Below are 25117 nucleotides of genomic sequence, written 5' to 3' on the forward strand. Positions count from 1 at the left end.
TCGCTTCGGGAGCGAGGGTGAGCGGCGGCATGAACATCAAGCAGCTCGACGCGTTCCTCGCCGTCGCCCGGTCGCACAGCTTCACCAAGGCCGCCCGTCTGCTGGGCCTCGCGCAGCCGACGGTCACCGCCCGCATCAAGGCCCTGGAGCAGGTCCTTGACGCGGTGCTGCTGCAGCGTACGGCCGATGGAGCACAACTCACGCCCGCCGGGCGCCAGTTACACGCCTACGCCTCCCGCATCGTCCGGCTCAGCGAGCTCGCTCAGCACTCGGTCTCAGGACCGGGGACCCAGGACCCGCCGCTGTCCGTCGGCGCCGCGGAGTGCATCGTGGCGTACCGGCTCCTGCCGATGATCGAGTACCTGCACCTGCGGCACGGCGGACTCGGCGTGGCCCTGCGCGGCCTTGACGACGACCCCGTCTCCCTGCTGCACCAGGAGCTGGTGGACTGCGCCTTCTTCATCGGCCCGCGCCTCGACAACCCCACCGTGCGCCACCGGCTGCTGCGACGTGAGTCGCTCAGCCTCGTCGCCGCCCCGTCGCATCCGCTGGCCGGAGTGTCCGTCGCCTCCGCCGAGGAGCTCGCCGGGGAGACGATCGTGTGCGCGCACCGGTGGAACGGCGGCTATCAGCGTTGCTTCGAGACGTTGCTGGCCGCGACCGGCCGGCCGTCGGCCGGTGTGCTCACGCTCGGTTCGGTGGACGCGGTCAAACGCGGCGTGGGCGAGGGCGTGGGCATCGCGCTGCTGCCCACGGTCGCGGTGCGCGACGAACTGCGCTCCGGACAGCTCGGCCGGATCGGCTGGTGGGCACCGTTCGACGTGTTCTCGCAGTGCGCGTGGCGTCCGGGCCTGGAGGAGGACGTGTCCTTCGCGACCGTCCTCGACGCGGCCGGGCAGGTGCTGGCCGAGGACCGGACGCACGACGCCCCCGTGCTCCGTTCCGCGTCCTGACCGCGTTACCGGCCGGGCCGGTCCGCGCACGGCCCGGCCGGTAACGGTGTCAGCCGGTGGGCGCGCTGCCGAGCTCGGCCGTCAGGGACGCGCGGTCCACCTTGCCGTTCGCGTTGAGCGGGAGCGTGTCGAGCACCGTCAGGGACGCGGGGATCATATAAGCGGGCAGCCGTGCCGCCAGCCGCTCCAGGGCGTCGGCGGTGTCGTCAAGCCCTCCGGTGCAGGCGGCCGCCAGTTCCACTTCGCCGCCGACGCCTGGCAGTGCCAGGACGACGGCCTCCACGACGTCCGGCAGATCCAGCAGAGCCGACTCGATCTCGCCCAGCTCCACGCGGTAGCCGCGGATCTTGAGCTGGTGGTCGAGGCGGCCCAGATGGACGAGCGCGCCGCCGAGGAGGCCCACCCGGTCGCCGGTGCGGTACCAGTGATCGTGTGTCAGCGGCTGCGTACCGTCGTGGACGACGGCGACGCCGTCCACCATGCGCAGGAACCGGCCGGCGTCGTCCGCGGGGTCCAGATACCCGGGGAAGCGCTGCGTCCCGCGCACCACCAGCTCGCCGGTGTCCGCGGGCCGGCCGCTCTCGTCGAGGACGAGGTGCTCCTGGCCCGGGTACGGCGTACCGATGGGGACGGTGCCGTTGGCCGGGGCCGGCCAGTCGGCGGGATCGGCCGGGAGGCGGAACTCCGTCCAGGTGACCGTCATCTCGGTGGGGCCGTAGATGTTCTCCAGGACCGACTGCGGTGCCGCGGCGTGCCAGGCCCGCGCGTGCGGCAGGGTCAGCGCCTCGCCGCAGAACAGGCTCCAGCGCAGCGTCGGCATCGAGTCCGGACGCAGGGCCCGCAGCCGCATGGCGATGGACGCCACCGACGGCACGGAGTTCCAGTGGGTGATACGGGCGCGGTTCACGAACAGCACCGGTGTCAGCAGGTCTTTCTTGTCGGGCACGACGAGAGCCGCCCCCGAGCCCCAGGCCGCGAACATGTCGTAGACGGACGGGTCGAAGGTGAGGTCGAAGGTCTGCGAGACGCGGGAGCCGGGCCCCAGCTCGTAGCGCGGGATGACGTGGCCCAGGTACGCGGAGACGTTGCGGTGCGCGATCGGGACACCCTTGGGGCGGCCGGTGGAGCCGGAGGTGAACAGGATGTACGCGAGCGAGTCGGGGCCGGCCCCGGACGGCGGCAGGTCCGGCACGGGGCCGGTGCGCAGCGCGGCGATCCGCTCGGCCGGGAGATCCACCGACGAGGTGCCGAGATCGGTGCCGTCCTCCGTGATCACGAGGTCGAGCCCGGCGTCGGCGGCGATCGTCGCGTTCCGGGCGGGCGGCCAGGCCGGGTTCAGCGGTACGACGACGGCACCGAGCCGCTGTACCGCGAGGTAGCCGGCGTAGGCGGCCGTGCTGCGGGCGGCCAGCAGGCCGACCCGCTGGGGTGTCCCGCCGTGCGCGTCGACGAGTTCGCCCGCGATGCGCGCGGCGAGGGCGTCGAGTCCGGCGTACGTCAGGGTCTCTCCCGCGACGTCGAGCGCGATCTCCCGGTCGCCGTGGCGGGCAACGGAGTCGGCGAACCAGTCGTACATGGTCCAGGTGGCATTCATGAGTCCGGTCCTCTTCCGTGGCGCGGTGTGATGAGGGGAAGGCCCCGGCTCTTCGCGAAAGGATGGTGAGAATCGGCGGCCGGAGACGTGGAGAGATTGTTTTTCCGCGCGCGGCCGTGCGTCAAGAGGACAACGAGGCGCTGCGCGAAGGCGATTCATTTTCCGAATACGCCGTTTGCCGCGGCGGCCGGCGGGTCGGAATGATGAGCCCCGCTCAGGACAACTCTTTCCTTCTGGTGAGGACCCATGACGCAGAAGCCCGATATCCGGCCGAGTTCGCCGCTCCAGGAAGCGCTGTGGTGGGTGCAGCACCGGGGCGGACGCCAGGACCTGATGAACCTGACCTGGCGACTGCGGACAGGCCGGCTCGATCCGGAGATCCTGACCGCCGCCTGGCGGCACGTCGTGGACCGGCACGAGGCGCTGCGCAGCGCCTTCGAACGGCGGGGCGAGAGCGTCGTGCGGATCGTCACCCCGGCACCCACCGACACCCGGCCGCAGGAAGTCGCCTGGGAGCGGGCCCCCGCAGACCGGGGAGCGGAGTCACTGCTCGACGACATGGCGGCGCGGCTGCACGCGGTGCCCTTCGACCTCCACGACGCGCCGCTGATCCGGCTGATGGTGGTGCGCGCCGGCGACCTCGACGAACTCCTGGTCACGGCTCACCACTCCGTCATCGACGGCTGGGGCATGCAACTGCTCCTCGACGACCTCCGGAGCTCCTACGCCACCGTGCGCGACGAAGGTGCCGCGGCGCTCGACCGGGCACCGGGCCCCGTCCTGGCCGGCACGGCGAGGCCTGGAGCGTTGCCGCGGGAGACCGCCTACTGGACCGAGCGGCTGCGCGGCGCGCTGCCGGCGGCACTCGCACCGGTGCGCTCCTCGGCCGCCACCGGTTCCGGTGCGGTCCTGCGCCACACCTTGTCCGCCGGGGCGCGTACGGCCGTGAAGGCCATCGGCCGACGCGTGGGATGCACGGAGTTCGCCGTGCATCTCGCGGCTGTCCGGACCGTGCTGGCCAGGGGCGGCGCGGAGGGGCTCACCGCGCTCGGCACCGTCGTGGCGAACCGGCTGACCCCGGCGGACCAGCGCAGCGTCGACTACCGCGCGAACACGGTGCTGCTCGCCGACGAGATCCGCCCGCAGGACACCTTCGACGAGGTGGTGGGCCGCGCCCGCGACGGGCTCTGGGAGAGCCTGCCGTACCAGCACGTGACCTACCCGGAGGTGTTCGCGGCGCTGGCCGAGGACGACCGGGCCGCACTCGGCACCGTCCCGCCGGTCCTGGTGACCCACCACGGAGCGATCGGCTCCGGCGTCGTCCTCGGCGACGAGCCCGCCCGGCTGCTGCCCAGCCCGTCGACCAGCGCCCGCTGCCAGCTGCTCATGGGTGTCTTCGACGACGGGGACGAGAGCGTCCTGGAGCTGGAGTACGACACCTGTGCCCTGGACGAGGGCGCGGTGCGCACCTTCCTCGCGGATGTCGAGAGCGTGCTCGTCGGGACGGCCGACGGTGCTCGCAGCGTCGGGGACCTGCACGTGTCCACCCGGGCGACGGCCCGGCCGGCCCGCGCCGCCGGGTCCGCAGCCGTCCGGTCGGAAGGCGACGGGGCAGAGGCCGCCGGAACGGTGCTCGCCCACTGGCAGCGCGTGTTCGGCCGCCCGGTCGGCCCGGACGACGACTTCTTCGATCTGGGCGGACACTCTCTGCAGGTCCTCGAACTGGTCGCCCTGGTGGAGAAGAGCACCGGAAGCGAACTGGATGTCACGGCATGGCTGGAGGAGCCGACGCCCGCCCGCATGGAGCGGCTCACGAGGCCGGTGTCCCAGGAGGGGGCCGCGTACGACGAAGGATCGGCCACCCCCGGTGCGGCGCGGGCCACGGTGCTCCGCCCCGGGACACCCGGAGGCCAACACCTTCATCTGGTGCACGGCGCCGGCGTGGGCGTGCTGCCGTACCGCGAGCTGGCCGCTGCGCTCCCGGCGGACTGGCGGATCACGGTCGCCGAGGACGATGGAGTCGCACCTGCCGGGGTGGGGGACATGGCCCGGCACTACACCGACCGGCTCCTGACCGACGGGGTGCCGGACCTGCTGGGCGGCTGGTCGATGGGCGGGCTGCTCGCGCACGGGATCGCCGCCGAACTGCGCGCCCGCGGGGAGCACTGCCCGCCCCTGCTGCTGCTGGACCCGCCGGTGCCCGGTGACGTGCCGGAGGGCGGCCCGGACGGTTTCGCCCGAGCCGCGTTGCGCGGTGCCCACTCCGCGCTGCCCGCACCCGACCGGATCGGCCTCGGGCCGCGCGAGGACCGAGCCATGGAGACCCTCGCGGTGCTGCTGAGCCTGGCCACCGGCGAGGCGGTGGGGGAGGCGCTGCGGGCGCGGTACGCCCTGCACGCCCGGCACGTCGCGGCGATGGCGGCACACCAGGACGCCCACGTCGTCGATGTGCCCGCCCTGCTGGTCGCCGCCGACCTCACCGACGAGGCCGTCGGCCGCTGGCGGCTCCTGCTCCCGGACGCCACGAGCGTGCGGGTGCCCGCGGACCACTACAGCCTGCTCACCGGTGCCGCGGCCCGGCAGGTGGCCCGGCTGGCGACGAGGATGCTGACCGCGGGAATCGCGGTCAGCTGACGCCGGGCGCGGTCGCCTGCCGGGCCGCGTACCGGCGGGCCTTGGCGCGGTTCCCGCACACCCGCATCGAGCACCAGCGGCCGCTGCGGTTCTTCGAGGCGTCCCAGAAGACCCAGGCGCACGCGTGCTCGGCACACCGCTTGAGCCGGACGGACTCGCCCGTGACGGTCAGCTCGCTCCAGGCGACGGCGAGCGCCGCGAGCGCCGCTCGGGACGCGGGGAGCCGCGGGTCCGCAATCAGCGTCCCGGGCGCAGCGCCGTCCGCCGTCACCACGACGGGCAGCTCGCGCAGTGCCTCGTCGGCGGCCCGCTGGACAGCGAGGTCCGGATCGTCGCCGACGTGGACGCCGAGCGCCTCCCGGATGCCGGCCCGCAGGCGCAGGCCGAGAGCGTGGCCGCGCGAGTCGAGCCGGGGGCCACTCAGCAGCTTCTGTCCACGCAGCCAGGTATCGAACTTGCGAACGGTGTCGATCTCGTCGGTGCCGGTTTCGACATCGACCGTGTTGGCGAATGCCTGGATGAGCTGGGCGGACGCCGGTGCGTCGCGCATGAGCCACCTCCCGGTATCGGCTTCCAGCCTACATCGCCTAACCGGCAATCGCCTTTACCGGTAGCGAGCATCTGTGGTGCCGTGCCAGAATCGACCCTCCGGGATCACCAGCAAAAGCGTTAGACGGTTAGGGGAGACTGATGACCGAGCAGAGCCTCGACACCAAGAAGGCGCCTGAGGCGCTCCCTCCGCCCCTGCCGTCCGGCCAGAAGGCCGCCCCCGACCCCGAGCAGCCGAGCCTGCGCCGCGGCAACCGCAACACCGCTGTCCTGCTCGCCTTCACCGCGGTCACCAACCTCGCCGACGGTGTCACCAAGATCGCACTGCCCCTGCTCGCCACCCAGGCCTCCGCCTCCCCGGCGCAGGTCTCCGCGGTGTCCCTCACGCTCACGCTGCCCTGGCTGCTCGCCGCCCTTCACGTCGGCGTCCTGGTGGACCGCCTCGACCGGCGCCGGCTGCTCTGGGGCGCCAACGCCCTGCGCCTGATCGCCCTCGGCTCCCTGATGCCGCTCGCGGCGAGCGACGGGATCACCATCCCCGTACTGTGCGCCGTCGGCATCGCCCTCGGCGTCGCCGAGGTCATCGCTCTGACCTCGGCCTCCGCGATGATCCCGGCGCTGACCCCGCCGGAGGGGCGCGAGAAGGCCAACACCTGGATCGCGGGTGCGGAGACCGTCTGCAACGAGTTCGCCGGCCCCTTCGTCGGCGGCCTGCTCCTCGCGGCCGGGACCGGCATCGCCCTGGGCGTCACCTGGATCTCCTACCTGGCGGCCTCGCTCATCATCGTCCTGCTCGTCGGCCGCTTCCGGGCGGTGCGCGGCGAGGCGGCCAAGGACGCGGCACCCGTCACCGTCCGCACGCAGATCGCGGAGGGGCTGCGCTATCTGTGGCGGCACGTCCTGCTGCGCACGATGGCGCTGATCCTCACCGTCCTGTGCGCCTGCTGGGGCGCCTGGCTCGCGCTCATGCCGCTGTTCGCCACCTCCGTCATGAACCTCGACTCGCGTCAGTACGGCATCCTGCTCAGCGCCCTGGGTATCGGCGGCCTGGCCGGTGCGCTCTCCGTCACCTGGCTCAACCGCTTCTTCGGTCGTCGCTGGGTCATGTTCGCCGACCTGGTGGGCACCTTCGCGATGATGGCTGTGCCCGCCCTCACCACCGAGCTCTGGGTGGTCGCCGTCGCCGCGTTCCTCGGCGGCATGGGCGGCACCCTGTGGACGGTCAACGCCCGCACCATGGCGCAGCGCCTCGTCCCCGACGCCATGCTCGGCCGCTACGGGGCGGTCAGCCGGCTGTTCAGCTGGGGCGCCATGCCGGTCGGCGCCGGTCTGATGGGCCTGATCGCCGAGTGGTTCGGCATGGAGACCGCCTTCGGCGTCTTCGCCGTATCGGTCGTGCTCACCATCCCGCCGTTCTTCAAGGTGCTCACCAGGTCCGCGCTCGCCGAGGCGTTCGGGGACACCGCACGCACCTGACGCGTCACCTCGTCCCACACGTAAGGGGAGGCCGGAATTCCGGCCTCCCCTTCGTGCTGCGTGTATCGAAATTTCTGATGGACAACGGCCCGGAAAATCCTCCATCAGTTCCTTCGATAGGTGCCCGAGGGGGCAGTTGACCCTCGCGAGCGACCTGTTGAATCATTTGTGGTGCGCCAGGAAGCGAACTTTCCGAGGAGTCCAAGAAATGAATCCCGCGGACGTGACAGCCGATGGAGAAATCAGCTCCGTTCTTGAGAGAAACATCCGCACGCCGTTCGACGACAATTCACCGCTCGCCGAGGTGGGTCTGCATTCGCTGTCCGTTCTGCGCATCGCCGGTGAGGTGATCACCGATCCCGACCGGGAGATCGATCCCAGCGGTCTCGCCGCCGTACGGACGGTGGGCGATCTCCGGCAGTGGCTCCAGGAACTCCGCGCACCCGAGGAGAACGCCCGATGACCCTCGCCCCCGAGACCGCGACCGGTACTCTCCCGCTCACCGCGGCCCAGCAGGGCCTGCTGGTGGTGCACCACACCGTGCCGGTGCCCCACCTCTACAACGTCACGACCGAACTGGAACTGGACCCCGGCCTCTCCCCGGACACCGTCGGCGCCGCGCTGACCGCGGTGCTCGCCGTCCAGCCGGCCCTGCGGCTGGCGATCCGCGGGGGCGCGAAGCCGCACGCGGTGCTCGGCGACGTCCCCGCCACCCCGCCGCTCGACACGGTCACCGTCGACGCCGGCGCGTTCGCCGGGGAACGGGCCCGGCTGCTCGCCGGACTCGGCACCACCGCCTTCGACCTCGACCGCCCCCCGCTGCTCCGCGCGGCGCTGCTACGCGCCGCCGACTCCACGCGCACCACCCTCCTGATCGTGGTGCACCACCTCGTCTTCGACGGCTTCTCGCTGCGCCAGTTCGTCCGTGACCTCAGTGCCGCCGTGCGGGACGAACTCGATGTCGACACCGTCCGCGCCGCCCGCGAACGAGCCCTGCACCGGGAACTGACCGCCCAACTGCGGTCCGCCGACGACGAGAAGGCGGAGCAGGCGGCGAAGGTGCTGGCCGAGCGGCTGCGTACCGCTGCGGCGACCGTCCTCAACCCGCGGCCCCACCGTCCCACCACCACCGGCTTCACCGGCGCCCGGCGCGAGATACGCCTCTCCGCGCAGCGGTCGGCCGCCCTGGACCGGCTGTGCGCCGACCTCAAGGTCAGCCCGTTCGTCCTCTTCTCCGCCGCCTACGCGGCCGTACTCGCCCGGCACTCGGGCAACTCCACGGCCGTCTTCGGCAGCCCGGTCATGGCCCGCCGTACCCTTGGCTCCTTCGACCTGTGCGGCTTCTTCGTCAACACGCTGCCGCTCATCGTCGACGTGCCCTTCGACACCGCCTTCGACGCCTTCGTGCGCGAGAGCGTCCAGCCCGAGGCCGACCGGGCACGTGCCGACGCCGCCGTCTCCTTCGACCGCATCGTGCGCCACGTCGACCCGGACCGCTCGACCAACCGCAATCCGGTGTTCTCCTGCATGCTCGCCCTCCAGGACGCCACCGGAGCCGAACCCGGCTCCGTGGTGCGGCGGGTGCGCGAACACGGCAACGGCACCGCCAAGTTCGACCTGTGGCTCGGCGTCACGCCCGCGGCCGACGGCTGGCTCCTGGAGCTGGAGAGCGACCGCGAACTGCTGCCGGAACCGCTGGTGGACGCCCTGGCCGCATCCCTCGAAACACTTCTCGCACGGGCCGCCGAGAGCCCCGGACGTACCCTCTCCGACCTCTTCGAGGACGCCTCGGCCACCGACTCCCACGCGCACGACGGGTACCGGCGCCGCCTGGCCGAACCCGACCTGCCCCACGCGGTCCGGGCCGTCGCGGCCGCCCACCCCGAGCGGATCGCGGTGGAGGAGGACGGGCGACACCTCGCCTACGGCGAACTCGACCGGCTGGTCACCACGGGCGCGACCGCGCTGGCCGCGCGTGGCGTGGGCCACGGCACCGTCGTCGGCCTCACCACGACCACCCTCGTGGACACCGTCGTCGCCGTGCTCGCCACTCTCGCCCGAGGCGCCGTGTTCCTCCCGCTCGACCTCGGCCTGCCTGCCGACCGGGTCGAGTACATGACACAGAAGGCCGACTGCCGCCTCGTCATCGGCGAAAAGACCGTCGACGGCGTCGGTCTCATCACCCCGACGCAGCTCGCCGCCCCGGCGGAGGACGCGGCCGCCCAGGACGGGGCGTCCACCACCGCGACGGGCCCCGACGACGGCGTCTACATCATGTTCACCTCGGGCTCCACCGGCCGCCCCAAAGGCGTGCTCATGCACAACGGCCCGCTGCGGAACCTCACCGAATGGCAGCTCGACGCCCTGGACATGGACGAGCGCACCCGGTTCCTCCAGTACGCGCCGCTGGGCTTCGACGTCTCCTTCCAGGAGATCCTGCCGACCCTCGTCGCCGGCGGCACCCTCGTCTCCCGCGAACCCGCCGACCGCCGGGACCTGCCCGCCGTGGTCGAGCGGATCCGCGCCCACCGGGTCACCCACATCTACCTCCCGGTCGCCGCGCTGCCCGGATTCGTCCGGGCCGCGCAGGACACCGGCGACGAGCTCGCGCACCTGCGCCAGGTCTGCGTCTCCGGTGAACAGCTCCTGATCACCGACCAGGTACGGAGCTTCTTCGCCGAACGCCCTCACCTGACCCTCGTGAACCTCTACGGGCCCACCGAGACGCACGCCGTCACCACCCACCGGCTCACCGCCGGCACCTCGCCCTGGCCCTCCCACGTCCCCATCGGCCGTCCGCTCACCGATGTCGCCGCGCACCTCGTGGACACCACCGGACACCTCGCCCCGCGTGGCGTGCCCGGTGAGCTGTACCTCGCCGGCGCCTGCCCGGCACGCGGTTACGTCAACGACACCGAACGCACCGCGGAGCGCTTCCTGCCCGACCCGTACGCCGACGACCCGCACGCCCGCATGTACCGGACCGGCGACCAGGTCATGCGCGACGAGAGCGGCGATCTGGTCTTCCTCGGCCGCAACGACGACCAGGTCAAGATCCGCGGCTACCGGGTCGAGCTCGGTGAGCTGGAGGCCGCGGCCGTCTCCCACCCGGACGTACGGCGCGCGGTGGCCGTCGTCCACGGCAACGCCGCGGACCTGCGGCTCGCTCTGTTCGTCCTGCCCGAGACCGACCGCGCCCCGGAGCCGGAGCGGGTGCGTGACCACGTGGCGGGCGTCCTGCCCGGCTACATGGTGCCCACCCGCACCTTCGCCCTCGACACCGTACCCACCACGCCCAACGGCAAGGTGGACCGGGCGGCCCTCGCCGGCCGTGCCGAGCGGGCCCTCGCCGAGGAGACCCGGACCGCACCGGCGGCGACCGTATCCGACGACCCGCTCGTGGCGGCGTTGCGGCTGCTGTGGGCGGACCTCCTGGGCGTTGCCGACGTCCCCGTCGACCGCTCCCTGCTGGAGCACGGCGCGCACTCGCTCACCGTCATGTCCGCCGCCGCCACGATCGAGGAGCAGTACGGGGTCCGCATCCCGATCCTCGACTTCTTCCGTTCCCCGACGATCCAGGCCCAGGCCGACCGGATCACCGAGCTGCGCGAGGCCGCGTCATGACCGGCACGGCGCCGGACGCCGGCCTGCTCGTCCAGTTCGCGACACGCTCCGGGCCGCTCAGCTCGCTCCTGATCCACCCGGCAGGCGGCGGACTCGGCCAGTACCTCGCCGTCGCCGCCCGTCTCTCCCGGCACGGCGACGTGTTCGGCATCCGCGCCGCCGGCCTGCTGCCCGGTGAGGAGCCCGTAGCCGACGTCGAGGAGATGACCAGGACCTACCTCGGCCTGATCGACATCCTCCCCGAGCGCCCCGGCCTGCTGTTCGGCTGGTCCCTGGGCGGCGTGCTCGCCTGGGAGCTGGCCGCCCGCATGGCGCAGGACGGACCCGCACCGGCGGTCGTCATGATCGACAGCTTCGCCGGACTCCCGGGCGCCACCGACGAGGACTACACCGACATCATCGAACGGTCCGTCAGCCATCTCGACACGGGCATGGACGCCGCACGCGTCCGCACCACCGCCCGCGCACACGTCCGGGCGGCCACCGGTCACCGCACCCGCTCCCGCGCGGCCGGCCCCGTGCTGCTCGTCACCTGCGCCGGTCCCGACCGGCAACGGCAGACCGCCGCCTGGCAGGACCTGGACGACCGGCTGACCGTACGGGAGCTGGACTGCGGCCACTTCGAGGTGTTCGCCCCGCAGCACCAGGAGCGCCTCATCACCCACCTGGACAGCTTCCTCCCCTCTCTCATCGACGTACCCCGGGAGACGCCCCGATGACCGACAACGCCCCGCTCGCCGTCGTCACCGGCGGAACCCGCGGCATCGGCCTGGCCCTGGCCGCGCGGCTGCGCCGCCTGGGACACCGCACCGTGGCCCTTTACCGCTCCGACAAGGACGCCGCACAGGAGGCCGCCGACAAGCACGGCCTCACGGTCGTCCGGGCCGACCTCGCCGACAGCTCCTCGGTCCGCGCCGCCGCCCGCCAGATCCTCGCCGAACACGGCCCGCCCGAGGTACTTGTCAACAACGCCGGCGTCAACATCGACCGGCCCTTCCTGGAGCTCACCGAGGACGACTGGCGCCAGGTGATCGACACCAACCTCTCCGGCCCGTTCCACCTCACCCAGGCCTTCGCCCCGGCGATGCTCGACGCCGGCGGCGGCACCATCGTCAACGTCGGCGCCACCACCGGCATCCGTCCGCGCCTCAACGGCGTCAACTACGCCGCGTCCAAGGCCGGGCTGCTCCAGCTCACGAAATGCCTCGCGCTGGAACTCGCCCCCACCGTGCGCGTCAACTGCCTGATTCCCGGCATGACCGAGACCCAGGAACTCGTCGAGCGCTTCCGGCTCGACGACCCCGAGCGCCGCGCGGCGGTGCTGACCGAGATCCCGCAACGCCGCATCGGCACCACCGACGACATCGCCGACGCCCTCGAATACCTCGTAGGCCCGCTCAGCCGCTACGTCACCGGTCAGAAGCTGATCGTCGACGGCGGCCAGTTCATGTGGTAGGAGATCATGACCGACGACCTGCTCGTATCCGCCCGCGAAGCCGTAGCCGCCGCCCCTCCGGTCGGCGACCTCGCCTACGAGAACTACTGCCGTGAACTCGCCAAGAGGCTCGCCGCCCGCTGGCCGGCGGTCCTGGAGGCCAACGCCGAGGACGTGGCCCGCGCCGAGGAGCGCAAGCTGCCCCCGGTGCTCCTCGACCGGCTGCGGCTGACCCCCGCGCACCTGGCACAGCTGGAGCGCCTCGCCGAGAGCGTTCTGGCCGAACTGCCCGCCGTCAGCGCGCCCGGTGACCCGGTGCCGGCGGGGAAGTGGGGGACGCGCCACCTGGTTCCCAAACCGCTGGGCGTCGCCTTCATGGTCTTCGAGGCCCGTCCCACCGTGACCGTCGAGGGAGCCCTGCTGCCGGTCGCCGTCGGCAACGCCGTCATCCTGCGCGGCGGCAAGGAGATCGCCCGCACCAACCAGGCCCTCGCCGACGTCGTCCACGAGGCGCTGGAGGCCGCCGGGCTGCCGGCCGGTCTGGTCAGCGTCCTCGACGACCCCGACCGCTCCGCCCTGCGCGCCCTCGTCAAGCGTCCCGACGCGATCGACGTGCTCATCCCGCGCGGCAGCCCGTCCCTCATCGACTACTGCCGCACCTCCTCCTCGATCCCCGTCATCGCCAGCGGTGGCGGCGTCAACCACCTCTACGTGCACCGCAGCGCGGATCTCGACCTCGCCGCCGAGGCCGCCCTCGACAGCAAGCTCCCCGAGCCGACGGCGTGCAACACCGCCGAGATGGTCCTCGTCGACGCCGAGGTCGCCGCAGACCTCGTCGCGGCAGTCCTACGCGCCTCCGAGCGCGGCCGGCGCCCCGTCACCGTCCGTCTGTCGACCGGCACACCACGCCCCGACGGCGCCGACGAGCCCGTGGCGGACCGGCCCTGGAAGATCGGCGAACTGCGCGAGCACGACTTCGGCCGAGAGTTCCTCGACGCCACCATCGGCGTGCACCCGGTCGCCGGCCTGAGCGAGGCGACCGGGCACATCCGCCGGTACGGATCGGGGCACACCGAGGGCGTCATGGCCCGCGACGAGGACGTGACCCGGGAGTTCGCCCGCCATGTCGACGCCGCCACGATCGTGGTGAACGGCTCGCTGCGCCTGCACGACGGCCCCACGCTCGGCCTCGGTTCGGAGCTCTCCATCAGCACCGGCCGCCTGCACGTGAGAGGGCCCGTGACGCTGGCCGCGCTCGTCACCCACAGCTGGGTCGTCGAGGCCCGCGGCACCCTGCGCTCCTCCCTCTGACACCGCTCACTCCTGCCCCCACCTCTCACGGAGCTCTTTCATGATCACAGGACTGGACCGGGCGGCGGTCGCCACCACCGTCAAGCGCGTGGTGCTCGCCGAGTCCCGCCTGCCGCTGCAACCCTCCGAGGTCGACGACCACGAGCCCCTCAACGGGGAGCTCCTCCAGGTCAACTCGCTCGGATTCGTCGGCATGCTGGTGCTGCTGGAGGACGAGCTGGACATCGTCCTGCCCGACGACCTCTTCGTAGGCCGCAGCTTCCACACCGTGAACGACCTCATCGAAGTCGTCATGCTCGGGGCGGAGGAGAGCCGATGATCACCACGCAGTTGCCCACCACCTGGCGCAGTGTCCTGCCCCACCTCGACGAACCCCTGCCACCCGACCGCACCCCGCCCTCCGCCGGCCGCGACGGCGTACAGGTCAACCTGCCGATGGAGCTCGTCCGCCAGAGCGTCCTGCCCCGCGAGCACTGGGACATACCCGCCGAGGTCGCCGACGCCTACCGGTCCTTCCGGCCGACCCCGCTGTGGCGGGCGCGGGCCTTCGAGCGCGCCGTCGGCGCGCGGGTGCCGATCTACGTCAAGTACGAGGGCGGCAACATCTCCGGCAGCCACAAACTCAACACCGCACTCGCCCAGGCCTACTACTACGCCAGAGCCGGCGTGCGGGAGCTGGTCTCGGGCACCGGCGCCGGACAGTGGGGGACAGCACTCGCCGCCGCCTGCGCCCTGTTCGGCATGAAGTGCACCATCTTCATGGTCGACGGCAGCCTGCGCCGCAAGCCCTACCGCGGAACGCTGATGCGCACCCTCGGTGCCACCGTGCACGCCAGCCCGAGCACGCTCACCGAGGTCGCGGCGCAGAGCGAGGCCGGCGTCAACAGCCTCTCGCTCGCCATCGGTGAGGCGGTCGAGTACGCCGGCCGCACCGAGGGCGCCGCCTTCTGCATCGGAAGCGGCGAGACGTACAGCATCCTGCACCAGTCCGTGATCGGCCTGGAGGCCATCGACCAGCTCGCCGGACTCGAAGCCGACATCGACGCCGTGGTCGGCTGCGTGGGCGCCGGCTCGAACTTCGGCGGGATCGCCCTGCCGTTCCTCGCCGCCTCCGCCACCGCAGGCACCGCCGAGCCCCTGCTGCTCGCCGCCGAGTCCGCGACCACGCCCAAGCTGACCCGGGGCACGTACGCGTACGACCGCACGGACGCCACCGGCACCGGTCCGATGGAGGCGATGTACACGATCGGCAGCTCCTACCCGATCCCCGACTCGCACTCCGCCGGACTGCGCTTCCACGGCGCCGCCAAGATCCTCTCCGCGCTGCGCCACCGCGACCGCATCGCCGCCACCGCCATCGGTCAGGTCGACGCGCTCGACGCCGGGCGGCTGTTCACGCGCAGCGAGATGGTGCTGCCCGCCCCGGAGTCCGGGCACGCCCTCGCGGCCGCCGCCCGGCTGGCCGCCGGCGGAGCCGACGCCAACAGTGGTCCGGTGCGTGCCGAGAAGGGTGTCGTCGTCTGCGTCAGCGGCCACGGCTACCTCGACCTCGGCGCCTACCAGCAGCTCCTGGACGGCGAGTTGAGCGACGCCGCGCCCGACGCCGAGCAGCTGCGCCGCGCCATGACCGGACTGGAGCCGGCCCAGGCATCCGCCGGGACGGGAGCGAGCGCGTGAGCAGCACCCCTGCCACCACCACGGACTGCGCTCTCTTCGACTGCGTACAGGTCAACCTCGCCGTCCTAGCCGACCGCTGGCACGGCCCGGGCACCCACCGGGCCCTCGGCGCCGTCCTGCGCTTCACCCCGAGGCCCGACGCCGACGGTCTGCCCACCGTGGAGCCGACCCTGGCCGACCACCTCGCCGACGCCCGACGGCTGCTCGGACTGCGCGTCGTCGCCGAGCGGAGCACCGGCCCCGGCGAGCCGCTCCGGCCCGAGCCCGGCCACTACGTCGTCTCCGACGCCTACCACCTGCCCTGGCTGCCGTACGCGGGCCACCGGCACATGGAGCACAGCTTCCTGCTGGAGGGCGACGCGCACGCCCCGGTCGTCTTCGACGGCTACCACAACGAGACGCCCTGGGGCAGCGCCCGTCCTCTCACCCGAAGCATCACCGCCGAGGAGCTGGCCGCCGCCGTCCCCGGAACCGCGACCAGCATCGTCCTCTCACCGTCCGACCCGCCCCCGGCAGCCACCGCCGAACTCGACCTATGCGGGGGCGCGGCGGTCGACGCCTACGTCGCCGCCTACGCCGAGCACCCGGACCGGACCGCCGCCTTCGACCGGCTCACCCTCCAGACGTGGCTGCTGGCCCGCTCCCGCAAGCTGCACGCCCGGTTCCTCGACGACCGCGACCCGGCGGGCGGCGAGGCGCGGGACGCGCACGTCCGGGCCTGGGAATCCCTCGCCGAAAGCGTTTACGTCGGGTACCGCAGGGTCGCCCGAGGGCGCCCCGAACCGACCGGCACGTTCGACCGGCTCGCCGCCCAGCTCCATGCCGACCGGACGGCCTTCGGTACCACGACCGGCTCGTCGGCACCGGCCGGCACCGCGCCCGCCGAGGTGCCCGCGGCCCTGCGTGAAAAGGTCGCCCACACCGTCGCCGACGTGCTGGGCACCGACACCGCCACGGTTCTGCGGGCCGGCTCGCTCGCCGACCTCGACCGCTTCACCTCGTTCCGGGTCGTCGAGATCATCGAGAGCCTGGAGCGGGACCTGTCCGTCGAGTGCGCCGCCGACGACCTCGTCCCCGAGAACCTCCACCACCTCGACGGCATCGGCCGCATCGTCCACACCGCCCTGCGCGCCGCACCCGAACCGGTGCCGGCCCGCGTCGCCGTCCGACCGGGAGGGAACCGGTGACCGCACACCCCGATCTTCTGCACGCCTTCCTCGACCGGACGGCCGCCGACCGGCCGGACTCCTCCGCCGTCAGCAGCGGCGGTGAGACCCTCACCTACCGCGCGCTCGACGGCGGCTCCCGACGTCTCGCCCGCTGGCTCCTGGAGCGAGGACTCGAACGCGGGGACCGGCTCGTCGTCTGCGCGCCCGGCTCCGTCCTCCAGCCGGCCCTGGTCTACGCCGCGTCCCGCGCCGGCATCACCTTCTCGCTCCTGCACGAACAGACCCGCGGCATCCAGCTCGACCACGTCCTCGACGACTGCGAACCGGCGCTGCTGGTCACCGACAACGCCGACGCGGCAGCGGCGGCCGAGCGGCGGAACGTGCGTACGGTGAGCACCACGGCCCTCACGGAGGTGGCGTTCGCCGACACCCCCGTACCCGAAGAGGCACCGCCGGGACCGCTCGCGGTCGACCCGGTCTGCCTCATCTACACCTCCGGTACGACCTCGTTGCCCAAGGCCGTCGTCAGCACGCACCAGCAGCTGACGTTCGCCGCCCGCGCCATCCGGTCCGTGCTCGGATACCGGCCCGACGACGTCGTCTACAGCCCGCTGCCGCTCTCCTTCGACTACGGCCTCTACCAGCTGTTCCTGTCCACCCTGGCCGGAGCCCACGTCACCCTCGGCCGACCCGCCGAGGTCGGACCGGCGCTCCTGACCAACCTGGTGCGCGCGAACGCCACCGTCCTGGCCGCCGTCCCGTCGGTGGCCGAGGCGCTCGCCCGGCTGCTGCGACGCTCCCGGGGCCGGGGCGCCCCGCCGCTGCGGCTGCTCACCAACACCGGCGCGGCCATGCCCGCCGAGACGCTCGCCGCCCTGCGCGCCGCCCTGCCCGACCTGCGCGTTCAGCTGATGTTCGGACTCACCGAGTGCAAGCGGGCCACCATCATGCCGCCCGACGGAGACCTCACCCGGCCCGGATCGAGCGGTCGCGCGCTGCCGGGCACCGAAGTCTTCGTCCTCGACGAGGACGGCAACCGGCTGGCACCCGGCGAGATCGGCGAGATCGTCGTACGCGGTCCCAACGTCATGGCCGGCTACTGGCGCCGCCCCGAGCTGACCGCCCAGCGGTTCCGCCGCGTCGAGGGCCTCTTCCCGCAGCTGCACACCGGAGACTACGGATGGGTCGACGAGGACGGCTTCCTGTACTTCGACGGACGCCGCGACGACATCTACAAGGAGAGCGGCTTCCGCGTCAGCGCCACCGAGGTCGAGGCCGCCGCCCGTAGGGTGCCCGGCGTCACGGCCGCGGCCGTGCTGCCTCCGCAACCCACCGCACCGGCGCTGCTGTTCGTGGTGGGCGACGTCGGTGCCGGCCAGGTGCTCGACGGTATGCGCGAGCAGATCGAGGAGTTCAAGATCCCCGGACACTGCCTTCCGCTGGACGCGCTGCCGCTCACCGGCAACGGCAAGGTCGACCGCAAGGCGCTGGCCGCCCTGACCGAGGAGGCCGTCCGTGTCCGCACCCGCTGAACCCCTCGCGCCGCCGCTGGGCCTGGACCCCGCCGTACTGGCCGGCATCCCGACCCCCGCGTACGTCTACGACCTGGCCGAGGTCCGCCGTAACCACAGCGCCCTGCGTGCCGCGCTCCCCGACGGCAGCGGCCTCTACTACTCGCTGAAAGCCAACGCACACCCGGCCCTCCTACGCACGCTGCGAGCCGAGGGAGCCGCGCCCGAGGTCTGCTCCAGCGGCGAGCTCGACGCCGCCCTGGCCGCGGGCTGGCCCGCCGCCGAGGTCCTCTACACCGGCCCCGGCAAGCGCGACGCCGAGGTCGACACGGCCGTGCGCGCCGGGGTGCGCCACTTCTCCGTCGACTCGCCGCACGCCATCGAGCAGCTGGACCGGATCGCCGCCGGGCACGGCGTCCGTGCCGAGTACCTGCTGCGGATCAACGACGACCAGCCCGTGCCCGGCCAGGGCCTCGCCATGACCGGTGTCGCCTCGCAGTTCGGCGCGGACACCCGCTGGGTGCTCGCGGAGCCGGCCCGGTTCGCCGGCCGGCCGCACGCCGAACTGACCGGCCTGCACCTGTACATGGGCACCAATCTGGCCCAGCCCGAAGCGCTCCTGGGCCAGTTCGCCCGGTCGCTCGACACCGCCAAGACCCTGCGCGCCGAGCTGGCCCGGCACGGCGCGCGTATCCGGGTCCTGGACCTCGGCGGCGGCTTCGGCGCGCCCTTCGCCACCGCCGGGGAGCGGATCGACCTGACCGCACTGCGCCCGGAACTGACTGAGCTGCTCGACCGGGAACTGCCCGGCCGCAGCTCCGACGGCACCCGCGTCGTCTTCGAGTCGGGCCGCTACCTGGTGGGGACCGCCGGCGTGCTGCTGACCTCCGTACTGGACGTCAAACGCTCGCACGGCAAGGACGTCGTGACCCTGGAGTCCGGCATCAACCACCTCGGTGGCATGCCCGGCCTGCGTCGTCTGCCCCCGCTCAACCCCCATCTCGTCGCCACATCGGGCGAGGAGCGGCCCGCTGACGTGGAGACCCTGGTCACCGGCCCGCTGTGCACCCCGCTCGACACCTGGTCCCGCGCGGCGAAACTGCCTGCGCTGCGCCCGGGGGACGTGCTCGCCGTGCCCAACGTCGGTGCGTACGGCCTCAGTGCCAGCCTCGTCGCCTTCCTCGGCCACCCGCTGCCGGCGGAGGCCGTCGTCGACGGCGACGCCCCCGGCCGCGCCCCCGAACTCACCCGTGTCCACCTGACCCGCACCGCCGAACCCGCCCCAGGAGTGAAGTGATGGACCCCCGTTTCACCGAAGCGCTCACCCCTTTCCTCAAATTCCTCAACGGCCAGGAGATCGACCCCCAGGCTTCCCTGCGCGGATACGGCCTGGACTCGATGCAGGCCATCGAGCTGCTGTTCGCCCTGGAGGACGCCTTCGAGGTGACGCTGCCCGACGACGCCATGAACGACGCCACCTTCGCCACCGCCGACGCTCTCTGGCAGGCCGTGTCCGAGGCCCTCGAAGCGCAGCACGGCGGCGCGGGCACCACCACGGCGGCCGTCGCATGAGCGCCCCCACCACGCTGCTGGAATCCCGCCCCGTCGCCTCCGGCACGAACGGCATCGAAGAACGGCTCGCGGAGGTCGCGGCCGTCACCGCTGACCACCTCGCCCGGCACGAGCGCGACGCCGACTTCCCCGTCGAGGCGCTGACCGCGATGCGCACCACCGGCCTGCTCGGCCTGCTCGTCCCGCGCGAGTACGGCGGTCTCGGCGGCACCACCGCCGACATGATCCGGGCCGGGGTGGCCCTCGGCCGAGTCGACATGTCCACCGCGATGATCCTGGTCATGCACTGCCAGCAGGTCGCCGCCCTGGTCCGCTTCGCCGGTCCCCAGCTGCGCGACGACGTGCTCCCGGAGATCGCCGCCGGCCGGCAGTACCTCGCCTCCGTCACCACCGAAGCGGGCAAGGGCGGCCACCTGCTGACCTCGCACAGCGCTCTCGCCACCGACGACGACGGCCTCGTCCTGGACCGGTTCGCGCCGATCGTCACCGGAGGCGAGCACGCGGACGCCTTTCTCGTCACGATGCAGAGCCCCGGCACCGAGAACGCGCAGGAGGTCTCCCTGGTCTACGCCCACCGCGACCAGCTGAGCGTCGAACGCTCCGGCGACTGGGATCCCCTGGGCATGCGGGCGAGCCACAGCATCGCTTTGCGCCTGTCCGGGACCGTTCCGGCCCACCAGGTCGTCGGCGAACACGGAGCCTTCCACACCGTCGTCACGTCCGTGTTCGGACCCATGGCCCACCTCGGCTGGTCCGCCTGCTGGCTCGGCACCGCGGCCGGAGCCCTCTCCCGCGTGGTGAAACTCCTGCGCTCCCCGCGCACCCGCGGCCGGGCCGACCTCGACTCCGAGCTGCTGCTCACCCGGCTCTCGCGGACCCGGCAGCGCATCGACACCGTGCACGCGCTGCTCCAGCACACCCGCACCGTCCTGGAGCAGACCCCGGACGTCACCGCTCCCCGGACGCAACTCCTGCTGAACGGACTGAAGATCACCGCCGCCGAGGAGTGCCACCGGGCCGTCGACGAACTCGTGGAGGCCGTCGGGATGCGCCACGGCTACCTCAAGGACTCGCCCACCCGGCTGGAGCAGAGTCTGCGCGACCTGCGCTCCGCCGCGCTCAACTACAGCAACGACCGGCTCCACCTCGTCGACGGCAAACTCACCCTGCTGGACTCCGAGGTGCGTCTTGACTGACCTGCCCACCATCCAGGCCCTGCGGCCCCCAGCCCCGGCACCGGAGGCCGCCGATGTCCTGTCCGCCCTGCCCGAGCACGCCCCCGCCGCACGGGTATGGGAGGCCTGCGGGGCGGCAGGGCTGACCGAGAGCCTCTACGACGAGCAGGGCACGGTGATCCCACGGCGTCTGGCGGCCCTCCTGGCGGCCGTCGACGCCCGTGGCGACAACGGCGCCACGCTCAGCGTGCTCGTGCAGGCGGCGAGCGCCCTGCCGGTCCTGGCCACCGACGCGCCCGGCGAGGGGCCGGTACGCGAGGCGCTGGACGGTGTCCGCTCCGGCCGGCAGACCCTAGCCCTGGCCGCCACCGACAGGGATGCCGCGGGTTCCGACCTCGCCGGGCTCACCACGGCGGTGGACCTCGGTCCCGACGAACTCGTACTGCGCGGCGGCAAACGCTGGATCACCACCGCCTGCGCCGCCGACTGGTTCCTGGTGCTCGCCCGGCACCGGCCCGGCAGGCACTTCACCAGCTTCACCTGGGTCCTGGTGCCGTCCGGAGCCCCCGGGGTCCGTGTGACCCCCGCCGAGACCGATCTGCTGCCCGGCTCCGCCACCGGACACGTCGAGTTCACCGACGTACGGCTGGCTCCCGGTCACGTCGTCGGCCGCCCCGGACGCGGCATGCTCGCCTTCGCCCGCCACATGGGCACCGAACGGCTCGCCGGAGCCCAGTGGGCCCTCGCCCTGACCGGCAGAGTGCTCGCCGACACCAAGGAACGGCTGACGCTCCGCACCGTCGACGGCGCTCCGCTGTGGCAGAACGCCGCCGTACGCCAGCGCTACGCCACCTGCCTCGTACAGGTGCGACAGCTGCAAGCGCTCTGCGACCAGCTCGGCGACCGTATCGCCCAGCAACGGGACCTCGCCGCGGCGGCCCTGCTCAAGAGCGCGGTCGGTCTCACCGTGGATCCCGTCCTGTCGGCCTGCTCACAGCTGCAAGGGGCGGACGGCCTGGCCCGGGGTGGCGCCCAGCGCATCCGCGCCGAGGCCGCCGTGTTCGGCATCGGCGGCGGAGTCACCGAACTCGTCCTCGATGCCGTCGCCGATTACGCGGACCAGATCCTCGGGGAGCTGAGCCCGTGACCGCGACCCCCACCCGCGTCGCCCCGGACGTCTGGGTCGCCACCAGAACGCGCGACCTGTGGTGCGCCGGCGCCACACACGCCGAGGATCTGGCCGCCGCCGAGCTGCTGCCGCACCCGCGGCGGTCCGAATACCTCGCGGGCCGCGCCCTGTTGCGCCACTTGCTCCGCCTCACCGTTCCCGAGCACGCCGACGCCTCCGTGCGGACCGACGGGCACGGGCGGCCCTACCTCGAAGGCGCCCCGGACACCGGCATCAGCATCTCCCACGACGGAGACACGGTCGCGGCCGCCGTGGGCCGCTGCCACCGGGTCGGCGTGGACGTCCAACTCCCGGCGCCGAGTGTGCCCGACGGTCTGCTGCGCCGCTGTCTGGGCCCGCACGCCGACCACGTACGAAAACTGTCCGCACGGGGGCGTGCTCTCGAACTGGCCTGGGTGTGGACCGTGCAGGAAGCCTGCGTCAAAGCCGCCGGCACCGGACTGTCCGGCAGCCCATGGACCATCGACGTGCCTCCCGGACACCGCCGGGGCACCTGGGGCGCCTACCGCTGGATCAGCCTGCGCGACCACTCCCGCACTCCCTTGAGCTGTGCCTACACCCGTCTCGACGATGCTCGGGAGACCACGTGTTCCTGACCGATGTCCCGTCCACCATGCCGGACCTCAGCTGCTACACCACCAACCTGCTGGCCCACCTGGCGCCGGATCTCCCCGACGTCCGGCGACGGCTGGCCCACGGCGTCCGGCTCGCCGTGCGCACCGACCTGCCGGCCGGGCATCTGGCCTTCTCGCACCATCCGCGTATCGACACCGGCGACGACGGCAGCCGCCTGGAAGCGGCCGGTGCCCCCGACTGGGCCGCCACGCGCGAGGCCCTGCAGCACCTGCTGCGCCGGGACGGCCGGGTCCTCGCCGCCGGAAACATCCGCCACCTGCCCTGGTCACCGGCGTACGGTCAGGTGGACGCCCCGCACTGGTTACTGGTCCGGGAGCACCGTGACAGCCGCTGGCTGATCGCCGACCACTTCGCCGCCCTCACTCCCCACGGCGACCAGGAACCCTTCCTCGGCTGGATCGAGGACGCCCAGCTCGCGGCAGCTCTCGCCCCGACCGGGGAGCCTGCACCGGAGATCGCCCGGCGCGACCGTCTCGCTCTCGGCGAGGAGATCTCCCTCCCGCCGCACGACCACTACCGCTGGTTCGCGCGCGCACCCGTCCCACCGGACCGGCAGACCGGCGGGACACCCGGACCGGGCACCTGGATACTCGGGCTCGACCCTGCGCTGGAACATGTGTCCCGGGTCCTGTGCGCGGACCCGGATGCAGTGACGCGGCACGTCGACGACCTGTGGGCAGCCTCCCGCCACCACACCTTCAGGCTCGCCTTCGACGTCGCGGCTGGCACCGCCGACTCCGACAAGGCGGCGGCTGTCTCGACAGCCTGGGAGGAGCTGCCCCGCGCCCTGAGGTTCGCCGCCCAGTCCGCGGCCCGCGGGCGCCCCCGGCCGGGGGCGATCGAACGCTCGGTGGAGCAACTCCGCACGGCGCTGAAGGACATGCGGGCATCCGACGGGCCATGAGAGCAGGCCGGCATGGACCGCTCCGGACCGCGCCCCGGGACCTCAGATCGAGAACCGCTCCCTCTCCCGCCGCGGCCGCCCCGGCGACCGGAAGAGCGGCTGGCCCCGGCCGTCCGAGGGTCCCGGACGCGCGGGCTCAGGAGTGCGGTCGGCGGGTTTCGCTCCGGGGGCCGTTCCAGTCCAGGCACAGGACGGTGGCGTCGTCCTTGGGCGGGCGGCCGCCGTAGGCGTCGGCGACCGCGGTGACCATCGTGCGGACGACCTCACGCGGGTGCTCCGCGGCGGTCCGAGCCAGGAGTCCGGGCAGGTCGACCGTCGCCGCTTCGCGCTCCTGCACGCCGTCGGTGAACAGCAGGACGCGGTCGCCGGGCCGCAGGTCGAGGTCCTGCACCCGGTAGGAACCCTGCGGAGGGAAGCCGAACGGCATGTCGACCCGGAGTGCGACCTCCTCGACCGAGCCGTCGCGCATCCGGAGCGGTCCGGGATGGCCGGCGTTGACGAGCTGGACGCGGCTCCCGTCCAGCGCGATGCGGAGCAGCTGGCCGGTGGTGAAGGCGCCGTTCCCGTGGTCGAGGAGGGCCTGGTGCACCTGGCGGGCCTGTTCGGCGAGATCCGCTCCGGCACGGCGCGCGCCGCGCGAGGCGTTCACGGCGAGCGTGGCGATGAGCGAGGCGTTGACGTCGTGGCCCATGGCGTCGGTGACGGACAGATGGAGGGCGCTGTTGTCGAGGCTGTAGTCGTAGGTGTCCCCGGCGATGTCGGAGGCCGGGACCAGAGCTCCGGCGAGAGCGAATTCGGCCGCGTCGCAGGAGGGAGCGGAGGGAAGCAGCTGGCGCTGGATCTCCGCCGCCAGGCTGACCGGCGTGGTGCGGTTGCCCCAGTGGTAGAGGTCGGTGAAGCGGCGGTCGGTGACGATGATGTACGCCAGCGCGTGCGCGGCCTCCTCGACCTGTGCCAGCGTCTCCTCGGTGACGGTGTCGAGGAACAGTTCCAGCACCCCGATGGCGTCACCGCGGTTGGTCACAGGAGCGAGTACGCACTGCCCCTTCCCGTCCCGCTCCACCTGCAGCAGCTTCTGGGACCGCAGCACCTTGTCGTAGATGCCGCTGCCCGCCAGAGGAACCCTCTCGGTCCGTTGCTCCTGGGAGGCGCCGGCCATGTCGCTGACCCGCAGCAGGCGGCTGCCGACCACGTCCACGAAGAGGAACGACACGTACCGCGCACCGAACCGGGTGCGCAGGTCGCGTGCCACGACATCGACCGAATTCACCGGTGCGGCATGCTGCGCGGCCGCCAGCACTGCGGCCAGCCCCGTCCTGTCACTCGTCACCACAGCCTCCTCAGGTAGGAAGTGCTTATGCCCTCCCAGCCCTGACTCAGCGCCTCTTTCGAAGGGCCCGGCTCAGCCGCAGCCGCAGCCGGCCCGCCGCGTCACCGAGACCGGCAACTCCAGCGAGACCGGCGGGCGCGCCGGGTCGGACAGGCGTTGGTCCAGCAACTCCACCGCCTGCTAGCGGAGTTGGCGGGTCGGCTGGCGGACCGTGGTCAGCGGCGGACGGACGATCCGGCTGAGCGGGATGCCGTCGAAACCGGTCACCGCGATGTCCTCGGGCACCCGCACACCGCGCTGCTCCAGCGCCTAGATGGCCATCTGGTCGTTGACGAAGAGCATCGCTGGGCCGCCGGAGGAGCAAGACAGCGCGATCCG

21 protein-coding genes and 1 pseudogene are annotated in these 25117 nt (G+C 72.7%); 18 read left to right on the forward strand and 4 right to left on the reverse strand.

All coding sequences use genetic code 11. The annotated features are described in order from the left end of the window. The first annotated feature begins 29 nt into the window (after positions 1–29). On the forward strand, positions 30–953 hold the full coding sequence (locus ABZ267_RS01920) for a LysR family transcriptional regulator (RefSeq protein ID WP_356746910.1): 924 nt from the start codon (positions 30–32) through the stop codon (positions 951–953). Positions 954–1002: 49 nt separating this feature from the next. On the opposite strand, the gene ABZ267_RS01925 is transcribed toward ABZ267_RS01920, so the two are convergent. Continuing rightward, positions 1003–2547, reverse strand: coding sequence for an amino acid adenylation domain-containing protein (locus ABZ267_RS01925; RefSeq protein WP_356746909.1), 1545 nt, complete (start codon positions 2545–2547; stop codon positions 1003–1005). Between the two features lie 246 nt (positions 2548–2793). Between ABZ267_RS01925 and ABZ267_RS01930 the strand changes: the two genes are divergently transcribed. Beyond that, entirely contained in the window at positions 2794–5181 is a 2388-nt protein-coding gene (locus tag ABZ267_RS01930) for a condensation domain-containing protein (RefSeq protein ID WP_356746908.1), read from the forward strand. On the opposite strand, the gene ABZ267_RS01935 is transcribed toward ABZ267_RS01930, so the two are convergent. After that, positions 5174–5731, reverse strand: a complete 558-nt coding sequence (locus ABZ267_RS01935) for a CGNR zinc finger domain-containing protein (RefSeq protein ID WP_356746907.1) — start codon at positions 5729–5731, stop codon at positions 5174–5176. The genes ABZ267_RS01930 and ABZ267_RS01935 overlap by 8 nt on opposite strands. 140 nt (positions 5732–5871) lie before the next feature. On the opposite strand from ABZ267_RS01935, the gene ABZ267_RS01940 reads away from it, so the two are divergent. The 16 genes from ABZ267_RS01940 to ABZ267_RS02015 all read left to right on the forward strand — a co-directional run bounded on the left by ABZ267_RS01940 (position 5872) and on the right by ABZ267_RS02015 (position 23409). Beyond that, the gene (locus ABZ267_RS01940) at positions 5872–7206 is read left to right on the forward strand and encodes an MFS transporter (RefSeq protein ID WP_356746906.1); all 1335 of its coding nucleotides are present in this window, start codon (positions 5872–5874) and stop codon (positions 7204–7206) included. A gap of 223 nt (positions 7207–7429) precedes the next feature. Further along, positions 7430–7669 (forward strand): phosphopantetheine-binding protein, encoded by a 240-nt coding sequence (locus ABZ267_RS01945; protein WP_356899701.1) that lies wholly within the window; start codon positions 7430–7432, stop codon positions 7667–7669. Next, the gene (locus tag ABZ267_RS01950) at positions 7666–10830 is read left to right on the forward strand and encodes an amino acid adenylation domain-containing protein (protein ID WP_356746904.1); all 3165 of its coding nucleotides are present in this window, start codon (positions 7666–7668) and stop codon (positions 10828–10830) included. Before ABZ267_RS01945 ends, ABZ267_RS01950 begins: the two co-directional genes overlap by 4 nt. Beyond that, on the forward strand, positions 10827–11549 hold the full coding sequence (locus ABZ267_RS01955; RefSeq protein WP_356746903.1) for a thioesterase domain-containing protein: 723 nt from the start codon (positions 10827–10829) through the stop codon (positions 11547–11549). The genes ABZ267_RS01950 and ABZ267_RS01955 overlap by 4 nt, the downstream gene beginning before the upstream one ends. Continuing rightward, entirely contained in the window at positions 11546–12286 is a 741-nt protein-coding gene (locus ABZ267_RS01960) for a glucose 1-dehydrogenase (protein WP_356746902.1), read from the forward strand. The genes ABZ267_RS01955 and ABZ267_RS01960 overlap by 4 nt, the downstream gene beginning before the upstream one ends. A 6-nt stretch (positions 12287–12292) precedes the next feature. Further along, on the forward strand, positions 12293–13576 hold the full coding sequence (locus ABZ267_RS01965) for a glutamate-5-semialdehyde dehydrogenase (protein WP_356746901.1): 1284 nt from the start codon (positions 12293–12295) through the stop codon (positions 13574–13576). A 40-nt stretch (positions 13577–13616) separates the two neighbouring features. Next, positions 13617–13895 (forward strand): acyl carrier protein, encoded by a 279-nt coding sequence (locus tag ABZ267_RS01970; protein WP_356746900.1) that lies wholly within the window; start codon positions 13617–13619, stop codon positions 13893–13895. Continuing rightward, complete coding sequence (locus tag ABZ267_RS01975; RefSeq protein WP_356746899.1) at positions 13892–15253, forward strand: TrpB-like pyridoxal phosphate-dependent enzyme; 1362 nt, start codon at positions 13892–13894, stop codon at positions 15251–15253. Before ABZ267_RS01970 ends, ABZ267_RS01975 begins: the two co-directional genes overlap by 4 nt. Beyond that, positions 15250–16440, forward strand: coding sequence for a hypothetical protein (locus ABZ267_RS01980; protein ID WP_356746898.1), 1191 nt, complete (start codon positions 15250–15252; stop codon positions 16438–16440). The genes ABZ267_RS01975 and ABZ267_RS01980 overlap by 4 nt, the downstream gene beginning before the upstream one ends. Continuing rightward, entirely contained in the window at positions 16437–17954 is a 1518-nt protein-coding gene (locus tag ABZ267_RS01985) for an AMP-binding protein (protein ID WP_356746897.1), read from the forward strand. Before ABZ267_RS01980 ends, ABZ267_RS01985 begins: the two co-directional genes overlap by 4 nt. Beyond that, positions 17938–19230 carry a type III PLP-dependent enzyme gene (locus ABZ267_RS01990; RefSeq protein ID WP_356746896.1) on the forward strand — a complete coding sequence of 431 codons (1293 nt, stop codon included), beginning with the start codon at positions 17938–17940 and terminating at the stop codon, positions 19228–19230. The genes ABZ267_RS01985 and ABZ267_RS01990 overlap by 17 nt, the downstream gene beginning before the upstream one ends. Next, positions 19230–19505, forward strand: a complete 276-nt coding sequence (locus tag ABZ267_RS01995) for an acyl carrier protein (protein ID WP_356746895.1) — start codon at positions 19230–19232, stop codon at positions 19503–19505. Before ABZ267_RS01990 ends, ABZ267_RS01995 begins: the two co-directional genes overlap by 1 nt. Further along, positions 19502–20701, forward strand: a complete 1200-nt coding sequence (locus tag ABZ267_RS02000) for an acyl-CoA dehydrogenase family protein (RefSeq protein WP_356746894.1) — start codon at positions 19502–19504, stop codon at positions 20699–20701. Before ABZ267_RS01995 ends, ABZ267_RS02000 begins: the two co-directional genes overlap by 4 nt. Continuing rightward, on the forward strand, positions 20694–21827 hold the full coding sequence (locus ABZ267_RS02005; RefSeq protein ID WP_356746893.1) for an acyl-CoA dehydrogenase family protein: 1134 nt from the start codon (positions 20694–20696) through the stop codon (positions 21825–21827). The genes ABZ267_RS02000 and ABZ267_RS02005 overlap by 8 nt, the downstream gene beginning before the upstream one ends. Next, the gene (locus ABZ267_RS02010; protein ID WP_356746892.1) at positions 21824–22465 is read left to right on the forward strand and encodes a 4'-phosphopantetheinyl transferase superfamily protein; all 642 of its coding nucleotides are present in this window, start codon (positions 21824–21826) and stop codon (positions 22463–22465) included. The genes ABZ267_RS02005 and ABZ267_RS02010 overlap by 4 nt, the downstream gene beginning before the upstream one ends. Continuing rightward, a complete protein-coding gene (locus ABZ267_RS02015) occupies positions 22456–23409 on the forward strand; it encodes a hypothetical protein (RefSeq protein ID WP_356746891.1) in 954 nt (317 codons plus the stop codon). Before ABZ267_RS02010 ends, ABZ267_RS02015 begins: the two co-directional genes overlap by 10 nt. Before the next feature lie 136 nt (positions 23410–23545). On the opposite strand, the gene ABZ267_RS02020 is transcribed toward ABZ267_RS02015, so the two are convergent. After that, positions 23546–24739, reverse strand: a complete 1194-nt coding sequence (locus tag ABZ267_RS02020; RefSeq protein WP_356746890.1) for a PP2C family protein-serine/threonine phosphatase — start codon at positions 24737–24739, stop codon at positions 23546–23548. Positions 24740–24811: 72 nt separating this feature from the next. Next, positions 24812–25084: pseudogene (locus ABZ267_RS02025) on the reverse strand (substrate-binding domain-containing protein); the annotation flags it as partial. Between the last annotated feature and the right edge of the window lie 33 nt (positions 25085–25117).

Source organism: Streptomyces sp. NPDC006174 (assembly GCF_040614075.1).
In the GTDB taxonomy this organism is placed as follows: Bacteria; Actinomycetota; Actinomycetes; order Streptomycetales; family Streptomycetaceae; genus Streptomyces.

Bases quoted from the DNA above. Each gene is read 5' to 3' on its own strand.
- ABZ267_RS01920 (WP_356746910.1), top strand. From the start codon at position 30: ATGAACATCAAGCAGCTCGACGCGTTCCTCGCCGTCGCCCGGTCGCAC.
- ABZ267_RS01925 (WP_356746909.1), bottom strand. From the start codon at position 2,547: ATGAATGCCACCTGGACCATGTACGACTGGTTCGCCGACTCCGTTGCC.
- ABZ267_RS01930 (WP_356746908.1), top strand. From the start codon at position 2,794: ATGACGCAGAAGCCCGATATCCGGCCGAGTTCGCCGCTCCAGGAAGCG.
- ABZ267_RS01935 (WP_356746907.1), bottom strand. From the start codon at position 5,731: ATGCGCGACGCACCGGCGTCCGCCCAGCTCATCCAGGCATTCGCCAAC.
- ABZ267_RS01940 (WP_356746906.1), top strand. From the start codon at position 5,872: ATGACCGAGCAGAGCCTCGACACCAAGAAGGCGCCTGAGGCGCTCCCT.
- ABZ267_RS01950 (WP_356746904.1), top strand. From the start codon at position 7,666: ATGACCCTCGCCCCCGAGACCGCGACCGGTACTCTCCCGCTCACCGCG.
- ABZ267_RS01955 (WP_356746903.1), top strand. From the start codon at position 10,827: ATGACCGGCACGGCGCCGGACGCCGGCCTGCTCGTCCAGTTCGCGACA.
- ABZ267_RS01960 (WP_356746902.1), top strand. From the start codon at position 11,546: ATGACCGACAACGCCCCGCTCGCCGTCGTCACCGGCGGAACCCGCGGC.
- ABZ267_RS01965 (WP_356746901.1), top strand. From the start codon at position 12,293: ATGACCGACGACCTGCTCGTATCCGCCCGCGAAGCCGTAGCCGCCGCC.
- ABZ267_RS01970 (WP_356746900.1), top strand. From the start codon at position 13,617: ATGATCACAGGACTGGACCGGGCGGCGGTCGCCACCACCGTCAAGCGC.
- ABZ267_RS01975 (WP_356746899.1), top strand. From the start codon at position 13,892: ATGATCACCACGCAGTTGCCCACCACCTGGCGCAGTGTCCTGCCCCAC.
- ABZ267_RS01995 (WP_356746895.1), top strand. From the start codon at position 19,230: ATGGACCCCCGTTTCACCGAAGCGCTCACCCCTTTCCTCAAATTCCTC.
- ABZ267_RS02000 (WP_356746894.1), top strand. From the start codon at position 19,502: ATGAGCGCCCCCACCACGCTGCTGGAATCCCGCCCCGTCGCCTCCGGC.